The 21,126-nt window shown below is 60.4% G+C and carries 23 protein-coding genes; 10 read left to right on the top strand and 13 right to left on the bottom strand.

Going from position 1 to position 21,126, the window contains the following annotated elements; all coding sequences use genetic code 11:
- Window positions 1-13: 13 nt before the first annotated feature.
- Window positions 14-1,054 (bottom strand): D-xylose ABC transporter substrate-binding protein, encoded by a 1,041-nt coding sequence (gene xylF, locus NKH90_RS23715; RefSeq protein ID WP_352685929.1) that lies wholly within the window; start codon window positions 1,052-1,054, stop codon window positions 14-16.
- A 285-nt stretch (window positions 1,055-1,339) separates the two neighbouring features.
- Here xylF and NKH90_RS23710 point away from each other — a divergent pair, with 285 nt between their 5' ends.
- The gene (locus NKH90_RS23710) at window positions 1,340-2,584 is read left to right on the top strand and encodes an ROK family protein (RefSeq protein ID WP_352685931.1); all 1,245 of its coding nucleotides are present in this window, start codon (window positions 1,340-1,342) and stop codon (window positions 2,582-2,584) included.
- Between the two features lie 9 nt (window positions 2,585-2,593).
- On the opposite strand, the gene phoB is transcribed toward NKH90_RS23710, so the two are convergent.
- Genes phoB through pstS form a run of 6 tightly spaced genes read right to left on the bottom strand, consistent with a single transcriptional unit; the run spans window position 2,594 to window position 7,805 of the window.
- The gene (gene phoB, locus NKH90_RS23705; protein WP_031212149.1) at window positions 2,594-3,283 is read right to left on the bottom strand and encodes a phosphate regulon transcriptional regulator PhoB; all 690 of its coding nucleotides are present in this window, start codon (window positions 3,281-3,283) and stop codon (window positions 2,594-2,596) included.
- 16 nt (window positions 3,284-3,299) lie between these two features.
- A complete protein-coding gene (phoU, locus tag NKH90_RS23700; protein ID WP_352821293.1) occupies window positions 3,300-4,007 on the bottom strand; it encodes a phosphate signaling complex protein PhoU in 708 nt (235 codons plus the stop codon).
- Window positions 4,008-4,039: 32 nt separating this feature from the next.
- The gene (pstB, locus tag NKH90_RS23695) at window positions 4,040-4,843 is read right to left on the bottom strand and encodes a phosphate ABC transporter ATP-binding protein PstB (RefSeq protein ID WP_352451144.1); all 804 of its coding nucleotides are present in this window, start codon (window positions 4,841-4,843) and stop codon (window positions 4,040-4,042) included.
- Window positions 4,840-5,691 (bottom strand): phosphate ABC transporter permease PstA, encoded by an 852-nt coding sequence (gene pstA, locus NKH90_RS23690; RefSeq protein WP_352613520.1) that lies wholly within the window; start codon window positions 5,689-5,691, stop codon window positions 4,840-4,842. Before pstA ends, pstB begins: the two co-directional genes overlap by 4 nt.
- A 3-nt stretch (window positions 5,692-5,694) precedes the next feature.
- On the bottom strand, window positions 5,695-6,684 hold the full coding sequence (gene pstC, locus NKH90_RS23685) for a phosphate ABC transporter permease subunit PstC (protein ID WP_352634128.1): 990 nt from the start codon (window positions 6,682-6,684) through the stop codon (window positions 5,695-5,697).
- Window positions 6,685-6,743: 59 nt separating this feature from the next.
- A complete protein-coding gene (gene pstS / locus NKH90_RS23680) occupies window positions 6,744-7,805 on the bottom strand; it encodes a phosphate ABC transporter substrate-binding protein PstS (RefSeq protein WP_352685935.1) in 1,062 nt (353 codons plus the stop codon).
- A 654-nt stretch (window positions 7,806-8,459) separates the two neighbouring features.
- Between pstS and NKH90_RS23675 the strand changes: the two genes are divergently transcribed.
- Complete coding sequence (locus NKH90_RS23675; RefSeq protein WP_352540241.1) at window positions 8,460-8,813, top strand: hypothetical protein; 354 nt, start codon at window positions 8,460-8,462, stop codon at window positions 8,811-8,813.
- An 83-nt stretch (window positions 8,814-8,896) separates the two neighbouring features.
- On the opposite strand, the gene NKH90_RS23670 is transcribed toward NKH90_RS23675, so the two are convergent.
- Window positions 8,897-9,868, bottom strand: coding sequence for a DUF2865 domain-containing protein (locus tag NKH90_RS23670; RefSeq protein ID WP_352540242.1), 972 nt, complete (start codon window positions 9,866-9,868; stop codon window positions 8,897-8,899).
- Between the two features lie 333 nt (window positions 9,869-10,201).
- Between NKH90_RS23670 and NKH90_RS23665 the strand changes: the two genes are divergently transcribed.
- Window positions 10,202-10,417: a hypothetical protein gene (locus NKH90_RS23665; RefSeq protein ID WP_352768213.1), complete on the top strand. Its 216-nt coding sequence runs from the start codon at window positions 10,202-10,204 to the stop codon at window positions 10,415-10,417.
- 137 nt (window positions 10,418-10,554) lie between these two features.
- On the opposite strand, the gene tolA is transcribed toward NKH90_RS23665, so the two are convergent.
- The 4 genes from tolA to NKH90_RS23645 form a co-directional block, all read right to left on the bottom strand.
- Window positions 10,555-10,959 carry a cell envelope integrity protein TolA gene (tolA, locus tag NKH90_RS23660; protein ID WP_352471136.1) on the bottom strand — a complete coding sequence of 135 codons (405 nt, stop codon included), beginning with the start codon at window positions 10,957-10,959 and terminating at the stop codon, window positions 10,555-10,557.
- 358 nt (window positions 10,960-11,317) lie between these two features.
- Complete coding sequence (locus NKH90_RS23655; protein ID WP_352821290.1) at window positions 11,318-12,184, bottom strand: glutathione S-transferase family protein; 867 nt, start codon at window positions 12,182-12,184, stop codon at window positions 11,318-11,320.
- A gap of 27 nt (window positions 12,185-12,211) precedes the next feature.
- Window positions 12,212-12,793 (bottom strand): VOC family protein, encoded by a 582-nt coding sequence (locus NKH90_RS23650; protein ID WP_352821288.1) that lies wholly within the window; start codon window positions 12,791-12,793, stop codon window positions 12,212-12,214.
- Between the two features lie 407 nt (window positions 12,794-13,200).
- Entirely contained in the window at window positions 13,201-13,641 is a 441-nt protein-coding gene (locus NKH90_RS23645) for an SRPBCC family protein (RefSeq protein ID WP_008873905.1), read from the bottom strand.
- A 115-nt stretch (window positions 13,642-13,756) separates the two neighbouring features.
- Here NKH90_RS23645 and NKH90_RS23640 point away from each other — a divergent pair, with 115 nt between their 5' ends.
- The 7 genes from NKH90_RS23640 (at window position 13,757) to NKH90_RS23610 (ending at window position 20,185) form a co-directional block, all read left to right on the top strand.
- Window positions 13,757-14,824 carry an adenylate/guanylate cyclase domain-containing protein gene (locus NKH90_RS23640; RefSeq protein ID WP_352703759.1) on the top strand — a complete coding sequence of 356 codons (1,068 nt, stop codon included), beginning with the start codon at window positions 13,757-13,759 and terminating at the stop codon, window positions 14,822-14,824.
- 723 nt (window positions 14,825-15,547) lie between these two features.
- The gene (locus tag NKH90_RS23635; protein WP_352821286.1) at window positions 15,548-16,888 is read left to right on the top strand and encodes a site-specific integrase; all 1,341 of its coding nucleotides are present in this window, start codon (window positions 15,548-15,550) and stop codon (window positions 16,886-16,888) included.
- A gap of 95 nt (window positions 16,889-16,983) precedes the next feature.
- On the top strand, window positions 16,984-17,718 hold the full coding sequence (locus NKH90_RS23630) for a hypothetical protein (protein ID WP_352821284.1): 735 nt from the start codon (window positions 16,984-16,986) through the stop codon (window positions 17,716-17,718).
- Window positions 17,719-17,789: 71 nt separating this feature from the next.
- The gene (locus NKH90_RS23625; RefSeq protein WP_352821281.1) at window positions 17,790-17,966 is read left to right on the top strand and encodes a helix-turn-helix transcriptional regulator; all 177 of its coding nucleotides are present in this window, start codon (window positions 17,790-17,792) and stop codon (window positions 17,964-17,966) included.
- A gap of 229 nt (window positions 17,967-18,195) precedes the next feature.
- On the top strand, window positions 18,196-18,735 hold the full coding sequence (locus tag NKH90_RS23620) for an HNH endonuclease signature motif containing protein (protein WP_352821279.1): 540 nt from the start codon (window positions 18,196-18,198) through the stop codon (window positions 18,733-18,735).
- On the top strand, window positions 18,732-19,247 hold the full coding sequence (locus NKH90_RS23615; protein ID WP_352821277.1) for a YdaU family protein: 516 nt from the start codon (window positions 18,732-18,734) through the stop codon (window positions 19,245-19,247). Before NKH90_RS23620 ends, NKH90_RS23615 begins: the two co-directional genes overlap by 4 nt.
- The gene (locus NKH90_RS23610; protein WP_352821275.1) at window positions 19,244-20,185 is read left to right on the top strand and encodes a DUF7146 domain-containing protein; all 942 of its coding nucleotides are present in this window, start codon (window positions 19,244-19,246) and stop codon (window positions 20,183-20,185) included. The genes NKH90_RS23615 and NKH90_RS23610 overlap by 4 nt, the downstream gene beginning before the upstream one ends.
- Before the next feature lie 179 nt (window positions 20,186-20,364).
- Here the strand turns inward: NKH90_RS23610 and NKH90_RS23605 are convergent, their stop codons facing one another.
- Window positions 20,365-21,039, bottom strand: a complete 675-nt coding sequence (locus tag NKH90_RS23605; protein ID WP_352821273.1) for a hypothetical protein — start codon at window positions 21,037-21,039, stop codon at window positions 20,365-20,367.
- Window positions 21,040-21,126: the final 87 nt, after the last annotated feature.

The following is a 21,126-nucleotide window of genomic DNA, read 5'->3' as shown; positions in this document are numbered from 1 at the left end:
CGGAAACGTCGGCTCAGTTGCAGACTGCAACAGTGCCAGCCGTCACGCCGGCGCAGACCTCTTCTTTCTTGATCCAGCCGGCGTCGATGACGACGTTGAGGTTGTCCTTGGTGATGGCGACCGGGGTCAGGAACAGCGACTTGACGGTATTGCCGCCGGGCGTGGTGAAATCCTTCACGCCGGCAATGTCGGTCATCTGCTTGCCGTCGGCCAGCTGCGAGGCGATCTCGGCGGCATTCTTGCCGAGCTCGCGCGCATCCTTCCACACCGACACGGTCTGTGTGCCGAGCGCGATGCGGTTCAGCGCGGCGTGGTCGCCGTCCTGGCCCGAAACCGGAACCGATCCGGCCAGCCCTTGCGCTGTCAGCGCGGCGACGACGCCGCCGGCAGTGCCGTCATTGGCCGCGACCACGGCATCGACCTTGTTGTCGTTGGCGGTCAGGAACTGTTCCATGTTCTTCTGAGCGTTGGCCGGCAGCCAGCCGTCGGTATAGGCCTCGCCGACATTCTTGATCTTGCCGCTGTCTATTGCCGCCTTCAGCACCTCCATCGAACCGGCAAACAGGAAATCGGCATTCGGATCGGAACCCGAACCCTTGATGAAGACATAGTTGCCTTCCGGCTTCACCTTGAAGACTTCCCGGGCCTGCATGCGGCCGACTTCCTTGTTGTCGAAGGTCAGGTAAAAGACGTCCTTGTTCTCGATCAGCCGGTCGTAGCCGACAACCGGAATACCTTCGTCCAGCGCCTTTTGCACGGCCGGCCCGATGGCCGAGGCGTCCTGCGCCAGGATGATCAGTGCGTTGGCGCCCTGCGAGATCAGGCTCTCGACGTCGGTGAGCTGCTTGCCGGGGTTGGACTGTGCGTCGGCGGAAATATACTTGTCGCCTGCGGCCTCGATGGCCGCCTTCATTGCGGCCTCGTCGGTCTTCCAGCGCTCTTCCTGGAAGTTCGACCAGGAAACGCCGATGACCTTGTCTTTAGCCTGCGCCACCGACGCCAGCGCCAGCGTCATGGCGACACCCGCCAGAATGGCGGTCGTGAATTTCTTCATCATATCCTCCCTGCGCCGCGTACGGCGTGACCAATTGGCTCAAAGACCAGCTTAGAAGCTCTAATTTTTTCGAGCCTCGAAAAAATACTGGCCCGATCTCCGGCTGCTGTCAACATCGATTCTGATGGATTTTGATGACTCTGCGAGTTTTTTCGAGCGTCGGAATAAACGATGACAGCGCCACCTGCATCTGACACTATTTGCCTCATCCGACACTATTTGTCGGACATTACCGACGGCTTCCGGTTCATGAGCGGCCGCGGCAACCGGGAGGAAAGCAAAACAATGTCGGTCGGAATCCGCCATGACGATTTGCGCCGGCGCAACCGGGCGATGGTGATCTCGGCGGTGCGCCGGGCCGGCCAGCCATCGCGTACTGAGATCGCAGCTACCACCGGCCTCAGTCATTCGACCATATCGGCGATTTCTTCCGACCTGATACGGGAAGGCATCCTCGCCGAGAGCAAGCCAAGTGAGCCCGTTTCGTTGAAACGCGGTCGTCCGCAAGTCGGCCTCGCCCTCAACCCGGAAGCGGCGGCGGTGCTGACTGTGGTGTTGTCGCTGAATTTCCTTTCGGCCGCCATTATCGACTACACGGGACAGGTGGTCGCCGAGGAACAGCGCCGGCTGGACACGCTGACTATGCCGCGCGACGAGCTGATCCGTGAATGCATGGCCATCGTCCGGCGCCGGCTGCAGGATCCAGATCTTGACGTCCGCAGTGTCGCCCGCATCGCCCTGGCGATTCAGGGCATTACCGACTCCCCTGCACGCGCCATGCTGTGGTCGCCGATCACGCCGCAGACCGACATCGCCTTTGCCGACATGCTGGAGGACGAATTCGGCATCCCGGCAACGGTGGAGAACGACTGCAACATGATGGCGGTGGCTTTGCGCTGGCGCAATCCGGATCGCTATCGCGATGACTTCATCGCCATCCTGCTTTCGCATGGCATCGGCATGGGGCTGGTGCTGAAGGGCGAACTGTTCACCGGGACGCATTCCTCGGGCGGCGAATTTGGCCACATGATCCATCGTCCGGGCGGCGCGCTCTGCCGTTGCGGGCGGCGCGGCTGCATCGAGGCGTATGCCGGCAACTACGCCATCTGGCGCAACGCCAGGCAGATGAGCGAAGACAGCGAACCGGTCGCCGACGTCAGCGACGCCGACATGCGCGCACTGGCGGCCCGGGCGCGCGAGAAAGATGGGCCGGAACGCGAGGCCTACCGCAAGGCCGGCGAAGCGCTGGGTTTCGGTCTCGGCTCGCTGTTCGCGCTGATCGATCCGGCACCGGTCGCGATGGTCGGCGCCAGTGCCGCCGCCTTCGATCTGATCGAGCCGGCCTTGCGGAAGGCAATCGCCCAGACCGCCGGCGGCCAGCATTCAGGCTCGATCTCCTTCGATACAGAGCCGAACGAATTGCCTCTGATCCGCGAAGGCTGCGCGATGCGGGCGTTAAGCTTCGTCGACCAGGAGATTTTCGCGCCGGGCGCGCAAATGAGGCCCAGCGTCAGAAAGAACGTAGCCTGACCAGGCGGGTCAATCTTCCCTGATCGCATAGCCGGCGCCGCGGATGGTGCGGATGACATCCGGCATCCGGCCGTTGTTGACGGCTTTGCGCAGCCGCCCGACATGCACGTCGACGGTGCGTTCGTCGATGTAGATTGTCTCCCCCCAGACATTATCGAGTAACTGGCTGCGCGAGAAGACACGGCCCGGATGCCGCATCATGAACTCGAGCAGCCGGAATTCGGTCGGTCCGAGCCTGATTTCGCTCTTCTTGCGATAGACCCTGTGCGATTCGCGATCGAGCACGATGTCGCCGACCTTCAGCACGCTGGACAGCACTTCCGGCTTGGCGCGCCGCAGCAGCGCCTTGACCCTGGCCATGAATTCCGGTGTCGAAAACGGCTTGACCAGATAGTCGTCGGCGCCGGTCGAAAGACCGCGCACCCGGTCGCTCTCCTCGCCGCGCGCGGTCAGCATGATGATCGGCAGCCGCTCGGTTTCGGGGCGCACCCGCAACCGACGACAGAGCTCGATGCCGGAAACCGCTGGTATCATCCAGTCGAGCACCAAAAGGTCGGGCACATTCTCCTGCAAACGGATCTCGGCTTCGTCGCCGCGTGTCACCACCTCGACCTGGTAGCCTTCGGATTCGAGATTGTAGCGGAGCAGCACACCCAACGGCTCCTCGTCCTCCACCACCATTATGCGTGGTGCGATCATCGGCTGGGCACCCCCATCATGTCACCGGTGCGGACATTGTCGTTTCGTCCTGCTTCGGACGATTGACCGGCAATTGCTCGCCGGTCAGCACATAATACGCATTTTCGGCGATGTTGGTGACATGGTCGCCGATCCGCTCCAGATTCTTGGCGCAGAACAGCAGGTGCGTGCAAGCGGTGATGTTGCGCGGATCTTCCATCATGTAGGTCAACAGCTCGCGGAACACGGACGTGTATTTAACGTCGATGCGCTCGTCGGCGGCACGAAGCTTGGCCAACGCGGCCGCATCGCCTGCAGCATATTCCTCGATGACACCCTGCACCTGGATGAGAACCAACTGCGCCATCGCGTCGATGGAATGCGACAGGTCCCGCGGCGTGGCGCTGAGGCCGACCGCACTCACGCGCTTGGCGATATTCTTGGCAAGGTCGCCGATGCGTTCGAGGTCGCCCGCCATGCGGATCGCTCCGACCACATGGCGAAGATCGTGGGCCATCGGCTGGCGTTTGGCGATCAGGGTGATGGCGCGGTCGTCCAGTTCGCGTTGACGCGCATCCATGATGGCGTCGTCGGAAACGACGCGTTGCGCCAGCACGTTGTCGGAATTCAACAGCGCCTTGGTCGCCCCGCCGACCATCGAACCGGCGAGGTCGGCCATGTTGCGGATCAGCTTGCTGATCTGCTCGAGATCCTCGTCGAAAGAAGCGACTGTGTGTTCGCCCATGGTCCTGTCCTCATATGCATGATCGGAACGGCTCAGCCGAAGCGGCCAGTGATGTAGTCCTGCGTGCGCTTCTCGCGGGGCGACGTGAAGATCTTCTCGGTCCGGTCGAACTCGACCAGTTCACCCAGATACATGAAGGCCGTCTGGCGCGACACGCGCGCCGCCTGCTGCATGTTGTGGGTGACGATGACGATCGTGTAGTCGGCTTGCAATTCGTCGATCAGTTCCTCGATCTTGGCAGTCGACAGCGGGTCGAGGGCCGAAGCCGGTTCGTCGAGCAGAATGACTTCCGGCTTCACGGCCACGGTGCGGGCGATACAGAGCCGCTGCTGCTGGCCGCCGGATAGGCTCAAGCCGCTGGCGTTGAGCTTGTCCTTGACCTCGCTCCACAGCGCGGCGCGCTTCAACGCCTGTTCGACGCGGCCGTCCATCTCGGACTTGCCGAGGTTCTCGTAGAGCCTGACGCCGAAGGCGATGTTCTCGTAGATCGACATCGGGAACGGCGTCGGCTTCTGGAACACCATGCCGATCTTGGTCCTGAGGAGGTTGAGATCCTGCGACCGGTCGAGAATGTTCTTGCCGTCGAGCAGCACCTGGCCCTCGGCCGTCTGTTTTGGGTAGAGCTCATAGATGCGGTTGAATACACGCAGCAGCGTCGATTTCCCGCAGCCCGAAGGGCCGATGAAGGCCGTGACACTGCGCTCAGGCAGCGACAGGCTGATGTCCTTCAGCGCCTTGCTCTGGCCGTAGTAGAAGTTGAGATTCTTGACCTCGATCTTCGTCTTCTCGGCGACCGTTTCGGCCATCGTCATGTCTGGGGACAACATCTGTGTCATCTGTCCTCTCTGCGTCCGGTAAGGCTGCGGGCGAGGATGCTCAAGCCCAGAACCGTCAGGGTGATTATGAGTGCGCCGGTCCACGCCAGTTGCTGCCATTCCTCGTAAGGGCTGAGAGCGAACTGGAAGATGGTCACCGGCAGGCTGGCCATCGGCGCGTTGATATTGCTGCTCCAGAACTGGTTATTGAGCGCGGTGAAGAGCAGCGGCGCCGTCTCGCCGGAAATGCGTGCTATCGCCAGCAATATGCCGGTGACGATGCCGGACAATGCGGCGCGGTAGGCGACGGAACGGATCACCACCCAGCGCGGCGCGCCGATCGCGGCACCGGCTTCACGCAACGCGTTCGGCACCAGGTTGAGCATGTCTTCAGTGGTGCGCACGACCACCGGAATGACCAGGATGGCAAGCGCAACGGCGCCGGCAATGGCCGAGAAATGTCCCATTGGCCGCACCATCAGCTCATAGACAAACAAGCCGATGATGATCGACGGCGCCGACAACAGGATGTCGTTGATGAAGCGGACGACGGTGGTGATGCGCGAAAAGCGTCCATACTCGGCCATGTAGGTTCCCGCCAGCACGCCGATCGGCGTGCCGACGACAACGGCGATGATCGTCATCAGCAGGCTGCCCGTGATGGCATTGAGCAAGCCGCCGGCCTCGCCCGGTGGTGGCGTCATCTCGGTGAAGACCGCGAGCGAAAGCCCAGCTGTGCCCTTATAGACCAGTGCGCCGAGAATGAGCGCCAGCCAGGCAAGCCCGATGCCCGCGGCGACGACGCAAAGCGCCATCATCACCGAATTCCTGGCTTTGCGGCGGCTGTGGAGCGATGAGGATGTCGACATCGGTCAGGCTCCCGTACGGGCGTCGATCCGCATCAGCATATAGCGGGCGGCGGCAAGGATCAGGAAGGTGATGACGAAGAGGATCAGGCCGAGCGAAACCAGCGAGGAGGTGTAGAGGTCGCCGTCGGCCTCGGTGAATTCATTGGCGATGGTCGCCGAGATTGTCGTGCCCGGCGCGAACAGGGAGGCACTGATGCGATGTGCGTTGCCGATGACGAAGGTCACCGCCATGGTCTCGCCGAGCGCCCGGCCGAGGCCAAGCATGACGCCGCCCATGATGCCGATGCGGGTATAGGGAATGACCACGCGCCGGGTCACTTCCCAGGTCGTGCAACCGATGCCATAGGCCGATTCCTTCAGCACCGCCGGCACCGTATCGAAGACGTCCTTGGTGATCGAGGTGATGAAGGGCAGCACCATGATGGCGAGGATCAGCGCCGAGGTCAGAAGGCCGATGCCGTAAGGAGGGCCAGCGAAAAGGCTGGATAGTCCCGGCACGCCGTGGAAGATGTTGATGATGAAGGGCTGTATCGTCGTCTGCAGGAACGGCGCGAACACGAACAGGCCCCAGATGCCGTAGATGATCGAAGGAATGCCGGCCAACAGCTCGACCGCTATGCCGATCGGGCGCCTGAGCGGGCGCGGGCAGAGCTCGGTGAGAAAGATTGCAATGCCGATGCCGATCGGAACCGCGATCAGGATGGCAATGGCCGCCGTCACCAGGGTGCCGTAGATCGGCGCCAGTGCGCCAAATTTTTCCGTAACGGGATTCCAGCTCTCAGTCGTCAGGAAAGAAAAACCGAACGACGACAGCGCCTGCCATGAGCCGGCAAACAGCGAGATGGCGACACCGCCGAGGATGACCAGCACAAGGATTGCGGAAGCGCGGGTGAGTCCGCGAAATATGGCATCTGTGAGCGCGAAGCGCCGCACAGTAGCTTCCCTGGCCCGGGCTGCTGCAGATGATGGCATGGCATCGGAAGCGATGGTCATTGGGTCCTCGCGATTAAAGGCAACAGGGAGGGCGCCATCGACGCCCTCCCTGGAGGAGATTACATAGCCGAGTAGAGCGGCTTGCCGTCGTCGCCGACGACTTCCTTGGCCCACATGGCCTTGACGCTCTCAACCACCTTGTCGGGCATCGGAACGTAGTCCAGCTCGCCGGCCATCTCGTCGCCCTTGTCGTATGCCCAGGCGAAGAATTTGAGCGCTTCGCCGGTGGTCGCGGCATCATCCGGCTTCTTGTAGAGCAGGATCCACGTTGCCGCCGTCATCGGCCAGGACTCGGCGCCCGGCTCGTTGGCGAGGATGACGCCATAGCCCGGCTGCGAGCTCCAGTCGGCATTGGCCGCTGCCGCCGAGAACCCCGCCGCGGTGGGCTCGACCTTCTTGCCGTCCTTGTTGATCATATCGGTGTGGGTGAGCTTGTTCTGCTTGGCGTAGGCATATTCGACATAACCGATCGCGCCGCCGGTCTGGGAGACGTTGTTGGCAACGCCCTCATTGCCCTTGGCGCCGATGCCGACCGGCCATTCCACGGCCTTGTCGACGCCGACCTTTTCTTTCCAGACCGCGCTGACGTCGCCGAGGTAATAGGTGAAGTTGAACGTCGTGCCCGAACCATCGGAACGGTGAACGACCGCGATCGCCTGCGAAGGCAGCTTGACGTCGGGATTGAGCTTCTTGATCGCTTCGTCATCCCAGCTCGTGATCTTGCCGAGGAAGATGTCGGCCAGCGTCGGGCCGTCGAGAACCAACTCGCCCGGCTTGATGCCTTCGAGATTGACGACGGGAACGATGCCGCCCATCACCATCGGGAACTGAGCCAGTCCGGTCGCTTCAAGCTCGTCGCCCTTGAGCGGCGCATCCGAAGCGCCGAAGGTAACGGTCTTGGCCTTGATCTGCTTGATGCCGCCGCCGGAACCGATCGACTGGTAGTTAAGGCCAACGCCGGTGTCTTTCTTGTAGGTGTCGGCCCACTTCGCATAGATCGGATAGGGGAAGGTGGCGCCGGCGCCGGAGATGTCCGCGGCGAGCGCGGCGGACAGGGTGAGGGTGGTCGTCGCCGCAGCCATTGCAATCGCAACGGCCGCCGAGCGGATGAAATGTCTCATGTGGCCTGCTCCTGTTCGGAATATGGTCTCTCGGCGCCATTCCTCCGGCGCCCGCTGAGGCCAATAGCCCCCGATTATTACAGTCGCATGACAGTTTCATGTCGCTCCGGTAACGACGTCCAGCCGGGTTAAGAAGGAGCGGCCGCGGGCTTTTGTCGGCATGGGCCGCGGTTTGCCGCTGGAATCAGCAGCTTGCGTGAATTCCGGCCGGCATCGTCTGCTCGGCGATCGCAGCCACCGGCTTTAAAAGAAAAAAGCCGGACGGGAGCGCGTTGCATGCAGCCAGAACGTGTCATGGCCGCGCCATCGCCGAAACAGGTCCGTTGGGGTAAATCTGACCCTGTTTCTTGCCGGCGGTCGCTGCTCCCGCCCGTAACTGGAGGAGCGGAACTTCGAATATCCCATTGTCGCCACTGAGCGCGGCTTTGGTATGGTGCGATCGCACCATGGCCTTACGCTGGAAGCGTTGACGAATCGCAAGGTTCTAACTCGCGCTGGACCTCCATCCGCGCCCGACCCGGCGCTCGATCTTCGAGCAACGCCTTCCACTGGAAGTGCGACGACTTCTACTTCACGGTATCTACTCCCTTCGCCCTATTCCGCCGGTTGTCGGTTAGGCCGAAGCAGCGTTATAAGCTTGCAGGGGTATTGCTGATGTCTCGACGGATTCTGCCTGTCTTCCTGTGCCTGGCGCTGCCTCTGGGAAGCGGCTGCGCGCGCAGCTATGACGGCACCGTCATCATTCCCAAGCCGCTCGATGTTCGCCGTTTCTGGGACAGGCCTTCGCCGCAGGCGCAAGCCGAACAGTCGCAACTGGAGACCGACGTCTTTCCAGTGGCGCCGCAAACGCCGAAAAGGCCGGCGGTGCGCAGGAGCGCGGCTTCCGTTGCAACGCCTCGGAGGAGGGTCACCAACAACCCGCCCATGCTGTCGCCGGAGTCGACGAAGCCGCTAACTTGCAAGAATGTCAGCGAGCCCGGTAAACGGGCCCGCATGGTCTGCGAATAACCAGCCGACGTCGGTCGATGCGCACGGCTCCAGGCCTTGAAGCGGCTATCCGGCCAGCCGTCTCGGAACATCGCCCGCCCTGGTCAGTCCGCCGGGAAAAAGGCCGGCCCGACCACTCTCACCGGCCGCGCGCCGATCGCTTTCTCGATCGACTGATGCTGGGCAGTCCCTGGCACCTCGAAAACCGACGTTTTTGCCCCTGCGAGAGCCGCACCGGCAGTTTCGATCCCGGATTCAGGAATTTCCGCGACGACGCCAAGATCCGGCTTTGCGGTCGGCAACGGAATGATGGCGTTGCTCATGTTGGCCGGTGTCACGGTTCGTGCCCTGAGTTCGGCAACGCGCTGGTAATAGCGCTTGACGTCACAGGCCTTGAAGTTCGCGTCGTCGCGGTACCGGAACGCGGCAGGTAGCTCCACATAGGGTTTTCCCGACTCGAGCGCGACCATCTCCTCGGTCTCGCGAGTGGCGTCGCTCAGCGTATAGAGGTCGACGCCGGCATCGTCGCAGATGTAGCGACACTGATCGACCGTTTCCTTCAGATCGTCGCTCTTGGCGAACTGCGATTTTGGCGCGGGGAAGAAATATCCGTCCGACAAGCGAACGCAAAACAGCATCCGATTGCCGCCAATTGTTGTGCCTGCGGACTGGGCCTTGGGTGCCGGGCGTTGCTGCGCCGGCTGTTTCTTGGCAGCGGGGGCGGCGCAGCCCAGCGCGACAAACCTGGCCTTCAGTCCGGACGTGTCCCTGCTCGAATTCGACAGTCTGGCGATCTGCCGTTGCACCTCCGCCTTGCTGCTGACCAGGTCGGCGCAGGGATTGAAGAAGAAGCCGGCGGTTTTCGCTGCGCATCTGCGTTGTCTCTCAAGCTTTTGAATCGCGGCGAGTTGCCGGCGCAGTTGGGCAAGCTCGGGGCTGGTCCCGCCGCTGCGCCCCGCCGAAAGCAATTGGCTCCTGATGGCACCGCAGCTATCCGCGTAGGAGAAGGATGTGCCGAGCGCAACGGCTATTGCCGACACCAGCATCAGAATCGTGAGGGGCCAGAAGCGTGTCATTGGAACGACCATTATCCTTGTTGCACCGAGAACATGATTTCTTTGTCGACTATGGATAAGTACTAGCTAAATCAGTTTTTCCTAATTGAAGTAGATCAAACCGCCACCAGAGACTTTAGCTCTAGTGTATTAGATCTACTCGTGTAAATTCAATATTACATTTTTATTTCAAGATTGAGACGAACCGGCAGCAACGCCGGCGGACGCCCGCCACGGCGAAGTTTGATGCGCGCGGCGGGTTCGGCATCGCGATCAATCCGGCGTTACCGGCCGGCCGTCGCTGAAACCTTAGCCCTGGGATCGGCGTTGAGCGGCCAAAGGAGGAGACCGCAAATGTCGATCCACTTCACTGTCGCGGACCTGACCAGGAATCTGTTCCATTCACTTTGGTTGGACCATGAACGCGCACCGAGGCCACTCGACCACGAGCAGAGGCTTTTGCTGGAGTGCTATCTCGCCGGCCAGATACCGGAATCGGCTTGGAGCGACTATGTCTTCGAGGTGCCGGAACTGGCGCGACATGTCGAGGCGAGACGAAGGCGCCACTAAAGCGCATCGCGGTCGACCGGGCGTCATGCGACGCGCTTAGGTTCTTGTCTAATGCATGTCGTTGTCGCAAAACCGCTGCACGCTTTTGCGCGACATGCATTAGGTCCCGAAAAGTGGAATCCGGTTGTCGGAAAAGATCAAGGCGAAGCCTTCACTCGCGGTGCAGCCTGTTCTTGTTTGGGCGAGTTGAATTGCAGAGTGAACACCTTGCCCGGGATGCCTTCAGCCAGCGCCGGTGAAAAGCTCAACGGCAGGCAATGGTCCACGGCCGCGACCGCCGCGTCGACAAAAGCTTGGCGCGTCTTCTCCTCGCCGGCGACGCGGATGGCGGTCGGCTTGGGCCGGCCGATCAGCGTGCCATCGCGCCTGAAGCTGAAGCTCAGGGTGACGGTGGAATTCCCGGCATTCGCCGGAGGGGTCCAGCACGCCTGGATGGCAGCCCCGACCTCGGGCATGGTGTTGAGCGTCGCTGCATTCGATTGACCGGCTGCACCCGCCAGCATGGCGCCTGCAATCACCATCATTCCAGCAATGCTTTTCATGACAGGGCCTCTGTCCTTGAACCGCCATCGAGGACGGGACTACTTCGATGGTAGGGCCCACATCGGCGATGACAAGATGGCGGCGACGCGTTTCATCAGCCATGCAGGCGTCGTGAAACGCCGTCTGGCGCAACTTCGGCAGGGGCTGAAATAAGCAAAAGGCCGGCGCGCAGCCGACCTTTGCTTCCCATCCGCGCCAGTACATCCGTGGTCGCGGGCTGGAGGTGGATTCAGTAGAAAGGGTTTAGGTTAACGAAACCTTAAGCTCCCCACATCGTGCAAACAGGGGAGATTAAGAAAATCCCCAGTTCATTACCGGCTCCTGCAGACGTGCGGACGACCGCTAGTGGCATGTGACTCAGGCGTTGGCCTGCGACCTCACATAGGCGATATAGCCGCGCACGTCGCCGGCCGGCTCGGCATAGGCCTTGCCGAGCTTCTTCTCGATCGCCGCCATATAGTCTTTTGCCCATTGGGGCAGCGCGTAGTCGATGACGGCGAGGAACTCGAGCGTCGCCGCCAGGCGGATGTCGGCGATCGACGGGTTCTTGCCGCCGATGAACGGCTTGCCGTTCCTGAAGAAGCTGTGAAACACCTCCAGCGGCTCGGCTATCGCCTCTATAGCGGCCTTCTGGGCTTCCGACTTCTTGTCGGGGTGGGCGTCGCTGTGGCCGACCTCGCCGGCATATTGCGGGAAATTCAGCACAGGATATGTGGCGCGCGCCACATAGGGGTAGAGCGTCCCGATCAGGTAGAACATGGCACTGTCGATCATTGCCCGCTTGGCCGGCGCCTTGGGATATAGTTTCTCCAGCCCGTGCTTGTTGGCGAGGTACTGCATAATGGCGCAGCTTTCCCATAAGACACCTCTCGGCAGGCCCTTGTCCTCGATCATCGGCGTAAGATGGGCCGGGTTTCGCGCCATGTATTCGGGCGAGCGCGTGAGACCCCATACGTCGGTCTCGGAATGATCGAGCCCGGCGGCGCGTGCAAACACTCGAACGCTCATATTGTTGACGCTGGGCTTCAGCATGCTGAGCGAGAGCGCGGGCTTTTTCGCCGGTTTCGCCTTGGCCTTCGGCGCCAGCTTCTTGGCGGAGACCTTGGCCGCCGGCTTTGCCACTTTCGCCGCTGACTTGGCGGCGGCTTTGGCCGCCGGCTCCGCTCCTGGCCTGGCTGCCTTGGCGGCGGGCTTCGTGGCACTCTTGGTTGCTGTCTTCGCCATTGTATCCTCCCTTTGTTCGGCGTGTCGTCAGTATGGATTTTTCGGTGCGCGATCCTCCGACAAGGTCGTGCGCGAGCGCTCGACAAGCGCCTGGATCGCATCGGCAAGGTGCACTTCGGCGATGTTGTAGTCGCCGCGCGCGACGCGGATCTTGTGCGCCTGCATCAGCACGTCGGCATGGGTGAAGCCCGCCGGCGGTTCGAAACGGTAGGAGGCGAGTTCGATCAGCAGGCCGAGCGGATCCTCGAAGTAGATCGAGTCCATGAAGCCGCGATCCTTGACGCCGCTGTGCTTGATGGCGCGCTCGTCGAGCCTGGCAACCGCCTGCAGGAAGGTGACGCGCGACACCGCGAAGGCGATGTGATGGACACAGCCCATATCGGTCGGCGTGCGCCGCTTGACCGGCGTGCGGCTCTCGTCAGTGAAGACGGTGATCAGCCGGCCGTCGCCCGGATCGAAATAGAGATGGCTTTCGCTTGCCTTATCGAGATTGGGCTGCTCGAAGATGAAAGGCATGCCAAGCACGCCCTCCCAGAAATCGATGGAAGTCTGGCGCCCGGCCCCGACCAGCGTGATGTGATGAACACCTTGCGATTGCAGCTTTTGCATCTGACTCCTCCCGGCCACGCCGTCTTGCCGCCGAACGGAAGTTCGGATGCCCAGTCGCGCTTGGCATGTGACCGCGCCCGGCCTCGCTCGCCTGCGCTCCGCATTCCGCATCCTGCAGGAGTGCGGCCGGAGCTTTGATGAACGGATGCTAATTCAATCCGAGGCGTTGCGCCAGAAGCGCTGAGTTTCAAGAACTCCACGCAGGCGCCAAGAGCGGCACCGAGATCGCGGACGCCTTCGCCGAGCTCGCTGAAACGACCCGTCGCCGGCAGCTGTAATGGTGCGGCGGCCCGCAGGTCGCTGGGTTTCCCGAGCGGCCGGTTTGGCGACGGCAGGTCAAAGGGGGCCTCGTTGACGCATGCCGCGCCTAGTTCGGATTACGGGCATCCGCGGCCCTTAGATGAAAATCACATATTCTTCATCGGCACGTCGGGATCGACATGTCCCCCATCGGCAGTGATCTTGAGCCTTGAGAGGTAGTGCTCCCATCCCCTTCGGTGGCTGTCACGCTCCTTTGCGTTCGGCAGTCCGCTGTGCGTGAAGCGGATCAGTGTCCCCGCATCCCTCGCGATCAGGTCGATCTCGACATGACTGGAGCCGGGCGGCACGGTCTCGTTGTCTTCCCAGCCAAAACTGTAGGCAAGACGGTGGACCGGGATCACCTCGGTGAACTCACCGCGCGCCATATGGCGACCACCGACATTGACGAGGAACAGACCGCCCGGCGTTGCATCCAAATTCGCTTCGGTCCCGATCCATCGCACAATCTGGTCCGGATCCGTCAAAAGCGCGAACACGGTCGCTTGTGGCGCCGCGACCTCAATCTCTGTGTAAACCGATTCCGCCATCGCTCACTCCAGGTCACATCCGCAGCGAATACCTGCATGATTGAAGCGAATGTGGGGAGTTGCAAGAAGATGTTCGAGGCGTAAGCATAAGCCGGTGCCGAGTGACCTTCTACCCATGCTTCTCGCAAAGTCGCTTTCATTCCTTCTGGACGACGCCGCGCATATTGGCGACGGTGGGCGACTTCTATTGCAGCTCTCAACGCATTTGATTGAAGACGGCTTGCCGATCATCGCCGGCGCGCTGGCGCAGGATGCTCCCGACCCGATTATCTCACGCCGCATCTGGCTCTGGCGAGCGCCTGGGGGTGAAGTGGTCGAGGCTTTGGGGATAGGCGCCGACCGCCAGAATGCCGATCCCCGGCTCGTGCTGCGGGAGTGGCTTGGCACGACGCGGGCGATCGTGTTCGACGAGCGAGCGGGCGGTGTCGCACCGACTTTGGTGTGGGCGTTCGATCATACTCCGGATGAGGCGCAGTCAGAGCTGCTGCGGCAAATCTCCCGGTTTGCTGCGGCTCCGATGACCGCACTCGCAGAACGGTCCGCGAAACGCGCATTGCTCGAGGCATATTTGGGAAAGCGCAGTGCAGCACATGTGCTCAACGGTCATTCTCGTCGAGTAAAGGGAGAGACGATACGGGCTGCGCTTCTGTGCGCGGACCTTCGAGGTTTCACCGATCTATCCGAGGTTCATGATGCAGACGAGATCGTATTGGTACTTGATGCCTGGTTCGATTGCGTCGCCGGCGCGGTGCACGCATTTGGTGGTGAGGTTCTCAAGTTTATAGGTGATGGCGTCCTCGCGATTTTCCCGATTGGCGAGCGCGATGCAAATGCCGCATGTGACGCGGCGGTACGCGCCGTGAAGGCCACGCGCGCCGGGATAGATCATCTCAACCAAACTCGGCGCCGCAATGGCGGCCCTGAGCTCGGATATGGCATTGGCCTGCATGTCGGCGAGATACTCTGGGGGAATATCGGCACTGCCGGCAGGTTGGACTTCACCGCGATCGGCAAGGCTGTAAATCTTGTCAGCCGCATCGAGGGGCTGTGCAAGCCGTTGGGACGGACGGTGCTCGCGTCGACAGTGTTCGAGGCAGAAACTACCGAGCGGATGATCGCCATGGGCAGTCATCCGCTCGGAGGAATAGCAGGCGCGCAAACACTTTTCGGCTTGCCGGAATAGATCGAATGGTTGAGCCCGCCGTGGATGTGTCGTTCGCAGCATATCTTGGTATCGTGCGAAGCCATGACTGAGAGAAATTCGAACGGCAAAGAAGCTACGATACTGCAACTGGAGTATGGCGCGTTTAGAGCCCAGCCATGCGCGTCGCGCGCAGCTTTCGCTGGCCGGTGCTAAGGGCCTTCCCGGCATCCACCCTTCGAGGGAGAGGCGCCTTCGCCGAGTTCGCCAAAACGATCCGCCGCCGGCAGCTGTAGCTCAGGTCGGCTCCAGGCAGTGCCGACCAGCGTGATGGACGCCTTGTGATTGTAGTTTCTGTATCTGGCTCCTCCCCGCGTGGCATCGACTGCCCTGTTCAGCGCGACGTTCTGCGCGCCGCTAACGCTGTGCCTCAAGACCCACGATGCAATGCTAATGCAATCAGCTCCGCTTCACCAGAAGCGGCAATGAGCCAGACCCGCCGCGACCCAAGGCGATGGATCGGATTGATGGTTTGCCGAGAGCTTGGAGAGACTTGGTACGCCCAAGGGGAATCGAACCCCTGTTCCCGCCGTGAGAGGGCAATTGCATATTATAGGGCACGTCTCAGTCTGTTCTCCAATGTCCACGTCCGTTTCATCTCTGTTCCCCAAAGATTCACCCATACTTTAGCTAGCGTCTCCCATTGTGTCAGGCTGTGCACGGGCGTATATTTGACGAATATTTGACGGTTTGGTGATTCCCCCATTGGCCAAGACATTGACGGAGGCGGCGCTAACAACCCGCAATGCGCGCGCCGGCCTGCCCCAGGGGGTGCACTGGCGCGGACTGAGCCCCGACGTTCACCTTGGCTATCGGAAGCAGAAACGCGGCGGGCGCTGGCTGGTGCGTTGGTATCAGGGCGATCAGAAGTACAAGCAGGAAACGCTTGGTACGGCGGATGATGGCAAACTAGAGGCGGATGGCGTAACGTGTCTGACATTCGAGCAAGCAAAGACAGCGGCGGCCCGACACGTTTCCACCAAACGCGCTGACGATCTGGCGGCAGTCGATGGCCCGGCCCCGACCGTGCGCCTGGCGATCGATGCCTATTTGGTCGCACAGGAAGCCCGCGAGGTAGCCAGGGACGGGGAAAAGGCAAGCCGGGGTGACGCTCGCTTGAGACTGACCCGCCACGTTCTCTCGTCTCCGCTGGCCAGCAAAATGCTTCATTCGTTGAAAGAGAGCGACCTTTCGAAATGGCGCGATGGCTTATCCAGTGATTTGGCCGCGACAACCGTTCGTCGCATCATCAACGATTTGAAGGCCGCTTTGAACGCAGCGGCGACAAAGCATCGCGCGCGGCTCCCTGCTGAAATCCCGCTGATTATCAAGAATGGCCTCGCTGCTTCACATGCGGAAACCCCGACCGCCCGCGACAAGTTGGCCTTGCCGGATTCTGACATTCGTCGCGCCATTATGGCCGCAGCGACCGTGGACGAGCGCGAAGAATGGGACGGGGATCTATTACGTCTCGTCCTGGTGTTGAGCGCCACAGGGGCAAGGTTTTCCCAGGTCAAGCGCTTGGCGGTTGGGGACGTGCAGCAGAACCGGCTGATGGTTCCGACCAGTCACAAGGGACGCGGCGTAAAAAAGGCTTCGCACAGTGCGGTGCGCGTGGGCGCGGATGTCATGACGGCGCTGCGGCCTGCAATCGCTGGCAGGCGTCCGGGCGAACCGTTGCTGGAGCGCTGGCGGCATAAGCAGGACAAGGGGCACGAGAAAGCCGTTTGGGTCCGCGACAGTCGGGGGCCATGGATTACCGCCTCGGAACTCTCCCGGCCATGGGCTGAAATTGTCAAGCTGGCAGAGCTTCCAGCCGGGACCATCCCTTATGCTTTGCGGCACTCTTCCATCGTTCGCCAGCTTCGAAATGGTTTGCCGGTTCGCCTTGTGGCAGCGCTGCACGACACAAGCGCGCGGATGATCGAGACGCATTATTCGTCGGCCATCATTGACGCACTGGACGAACTGTCCGCCGGGGCGGTGGTGCCCCTGATGCCTCCCGAAAGCGATGGCGACAAGGTGGTGCCTTTGCGCGTCGGCTAGAGCTTCATCGATCGCAGGGATAGGAGGTATCCGACAAGCCGGTACAGCACCTCCGGCTTCCCTGTGGTCCAAAGGTGCCATGCGAAGGTGCAACGGTGGTCGTTTTCAAAGATCCAGATTTCAACAAGCAGACTTTGTCGCTGTTCGAAGCCGCCATGTTCCTAGCAAACGCCGGCAAGCCGGTGACGTACAGGCAGGCGACAGAAGGTGATATGATCGAGCGCGGCGCCGCGCTCATCGTTGCCGGCCTAAGGACTGGGCGTTGGGTCGCGAAGGGGACAAGACCTGGCGCGATACTGCCGGAAGACATCCCGGCATCAGTGTGGACCTACGTTGAATACGATCCGCCCCTTTTGGCCGTCGGAGTCGAGGACGGCTATCGCGGTCACTTACTGGAATTCGTTGACCATGAAGGTGGAAGGCTTGACCGAAACGCACTCGGTATGGGCGGTTCGCTGACTGGATTTGGGGAGACCCGGGCCACATGGCAAATGATATCGATTGAAAAGTCGTCCCTAGCCGACCCGCACGTCGAAGCCATTCTTCAGCAAAAGCCAAACACCAGCTATTCAAAAACACGGCTTGTGAACGCTATCCTAAGCGGAGCCGAAGTGATGAAGAAGCGGGGCTTCTTCCTGCCGACACAGTCGGAAATCCAATCCTTGTTTGATGCGGACGAGCGCCCCTCTCGGGAAAAAATGCGCCAAGCGTTCTCTGACCCTAGCGTCAAAGGCCTATTTAGCGGGCGCGGAAGGCCGAAACGACCCTCAAACGTAAACAGGCACAAGGAGTTAGAGAATATTCGCCACTTTTTCAGGATGGCTAAATAGCCAATTTCGACGGCGAATTTCTGTTCATCGATTGTTGTCCCGTTAGAAACCATAAGACGGAACAGGACAACATGACAAAGCTAAGCGCCACTATCAACGAAGCCGTTGCGATGACGGGCATCAGCCGTAGTTCACTCTACAAATTGCTCGCTGCTGGTACGGTTCCGAAGAGAAAGAGCGGCAAACGAACGCTGATCTTGGTATCAGACCTCGAGAACTATCTCACCAGCTTGCCCGCGGCACAGTGAGGTGGTCCGATGAACATTCACGACAAAGCCGCCGGCCTGGCAGGGCTCGGCGGCTCGGCGGCTCGGTAGATAGGAAAGCTGTAACGGCTACTTTCTACTCCAATTCCTCGACCACAGCAATTGAAATTGATGATGGCGCATATGCGGTCGCAGTCATAGCCGACCGTTTTCGGGTTCCGCCAGCAACCGCATTCGAGGTCTGCCGACTGGCAGGGCTGGGGGTGCGCTGATGGCCTCCCGCCCCCAACTTCCAGCCCTCACTGCCGAGCGCGCAAGGGCTCTGCTGATCTACAATCCTGAAACCGGCGCCGTGAATTGGCGCGTCGCCCGCCCGGGTACCCTGAGCGGTGCGCTAGCAGGCACGCGGACGAGTGAAGGCTATACCCAGGTCGAGATCGACTATCGGCTCTACAAGGCACACCGCGTTATTTGGCTGATCATGACTGGCAAGTGGCCAACCCATCAGGTTGACCACAAGAATGGCATGCGTGCAGACAATCGTTGGACAAATCTGCGAGAAGCTACCCCGCTCCAGAACGCGCGAAACCGCCGTCCGGGCAAGCGAAACAGTAGCGGCAGGGTCGGCGTTACGCAGACGGCCAGTGGCCGTTGGCAAGCCTTTATCGGTGTCGACCTTCAAAACTGCGTACTTGGAACCTTTGGCAGTTTCGCCGAAGCGGTCGCTGCGCGCGTCGAAGCTGAACAACACCATTATGGCGAGTTCGCTGCCGCACGTGAGGCAAGTTTGCCTCTGGAGGTCGGCACATGAGCGACCTTCATTGGATGCCGCTTTACATCGCCGACTATCTTGCGGACACCACGCACCTCAGCACTGAAGAGCATGGGGCATACCTACTTCTGATCATGCACTACTGGCAGCAAAACGGGCTGCCGGACGACGATGCAAGACTCGCGCGCATCACGCGACTGTCACCTGACCAATGGACGGCGATTAGACCGGCCGTGAGGCCATTCTTCGGCGCCGGCTGGTTTCATTCACGTGTGGAAGCCGAGCGCGCGAAAGCGGAAATGAAGTTCGAAAAACTGTCTGCTGCGGGTAAAAAAGGTGGACGGCCCCGCAAGAATGAAAACCTTGGCGAAAAGCCATTGGAAAGCCAGGCTTTTGAAACGACGAAAGCCGTTGGAAAGCCGGGCCTAAGCTACTCACAGTCACAAACACATACAAATAATCCTATCCAAGAAGGAAAACCCTCAAGGGGGAAGAGCACGTCCCCGCTCCGTGATGCTCTTGGTAAGGATGCTTTCGGGGGCATCGCATGACTGAAAAGCTTCGCGATAAAGCACGAGGCCGGTGGCGCGGCATCCTGAGCGGCATTGGCATTCCAGATGAAGACCTTACTGGTCGTCATCGGCCGTGTCCGATCTGCGGCGGCAAGGATCGTTTCCGCTTTGACGATAAAGACGGGAACGGCACGTGGATCTGCTCACAATGCGGTGCCGGCGATGGCGTTCACCTAGTGATGAAAAAGAACGGTGTCGACTTCAAAACGGCGGCGACCCTGATCGAACGGTTGATAGGCATGTCGCCGGTCCACAAGCCAAAGAAGACGATGACGGTCGAGGAACAGCGCACCGCGCTGGCTAGGCTTTGGCGCTCGGCGACCGACATCACAGCCGGCGATCCTGTCGATAGATATCTGCGAAACCGTGGCCTCGGTTGCGATGCTTATCCCACGGCTTTGCAATTTGCGCCGCGAGCCAAACATCTGGACGGCGATGATCGGGTCGTATCTTGGCATCCGGCGATGCTGGCTGCGCTGGCAGATGTCGACGGCAATCCGATCAACATCCATCGAACCTATCTGACGCACGATGGCCGCAAGGCTCACGTTGTAGAGCCTCGCAAGATGATGCCTGGCTTGATGCCGGCGGGCGCCTGCGTTCGGCTGCATCCCATCTCCACGACCGGCGCGCTCGGGATCGCTGAAGGGATCGAGACCGCATTGGCGGCTACCGCTCTGTTCGAAATCCCCTGCTGGTCGGCGCTAAACTCCACAGGGATCGAGAAATGGATACCCCCTCAAGGCGTAACCGAGGTCGTTATCTTCGGCGACAATGATGCGAAGTTCGGCGGGCACGCAGCGGCTTTCGCATTGGCGCATCGCTTGGCCATTAAAGGCCTTATCGTCCACGTCGAGATACCCACGGCCGTCGGCGAAGATTGGAATGATGTTCTAGCTAAGCATAAAGGGGCGTGAACGAAGCGGTAGGCATTGCCAGGAGTTTCACCCGATTGCCAGTGCGAGCAGCTTCACAGATCGCCGCACCATTTCAGCCGCCTTGGCCCAGTGCATCGTCGGGTTTTTAGCAAACGATCCGCCTAAGACCTTGCCGTCACGCTTTCTGAAGTTGGCGGTGAATAATCTCGCGCCGCTGTTCAGATAGCCTGGCTACCCTTTTTGGACGCGCCGAGGGTCAGAAGCCCGACAAAGAGATAGGCTCCCACGGCCATATTGAGTTTGGGCAGCCTTTCCTCGAGAGGCTTTGACCAATCTGGCCGTTTAGTTAGCTCGTCCGCAATCATCTGATTGGTTTCAAACGGGTTAATACCAATCTCGTCCCGGATTGCCGGACCGCTCGACTTCAGCTTCTCGAAATAGTCGGTTACAAGCAATCCCACGTTGATGTTGTGAATCTGCACTGCAACTCCGTCGCCAGTTTCCAGGAAGCGAGATAGTCGCGCTTTGTTCTCAGCGTCCCCAAGACTGAACGCCGCATCGATGTGAGCGGCCACGTTGCGGAGCTCTCGCAGCGCTTCAACGGCATTGAATGCTGTCTCACTGATCCAACCTTGAATTGCCGCAAATTTAATACGGGCTGAGAAGGTACCCAGCGGTCCACTAAAATCTAAGATATCTTTTCGTCTCTTTCTCGAAGTCAAGAAAGGTGGAAGGCAAGAGACGATCAACTTTTCTAACGCCATGTTGATTATTTCTGCCGTTATGAGTGTCGCGCCTCTATCAGATTCGCCAACGATTTCTTCAAAATAGGGAATTACTGCTTGGACATCAGGATGGTCAAGCCAATCCCGAACTGAACCATCTTCTGGCATCTCTGTTTATTTCTGTCTCTTGAATTAGGAGTGCTAGGTCGCAAATCTGAGAATCAGATGAGTTCCAAGCCCAGTGTTGCAGCATTG

The sequence above is a fragment of the Mesorhizobium sp. M0898 genome, from assembly GCF_040319695.1.
In the GTDB taxonomy this organism is placed as follows: domain Bacteria; phylum Pseudomonadota; class Alphaproteobacteria; order Rhizobiales; family Rhizobiaceae; genus Mesorhizobium.
The sequence above is the reverse complement of the archived record's forward strand: the minus strand, read 5'-3'. Positions and strand labels throughout refer to the sequence as shown.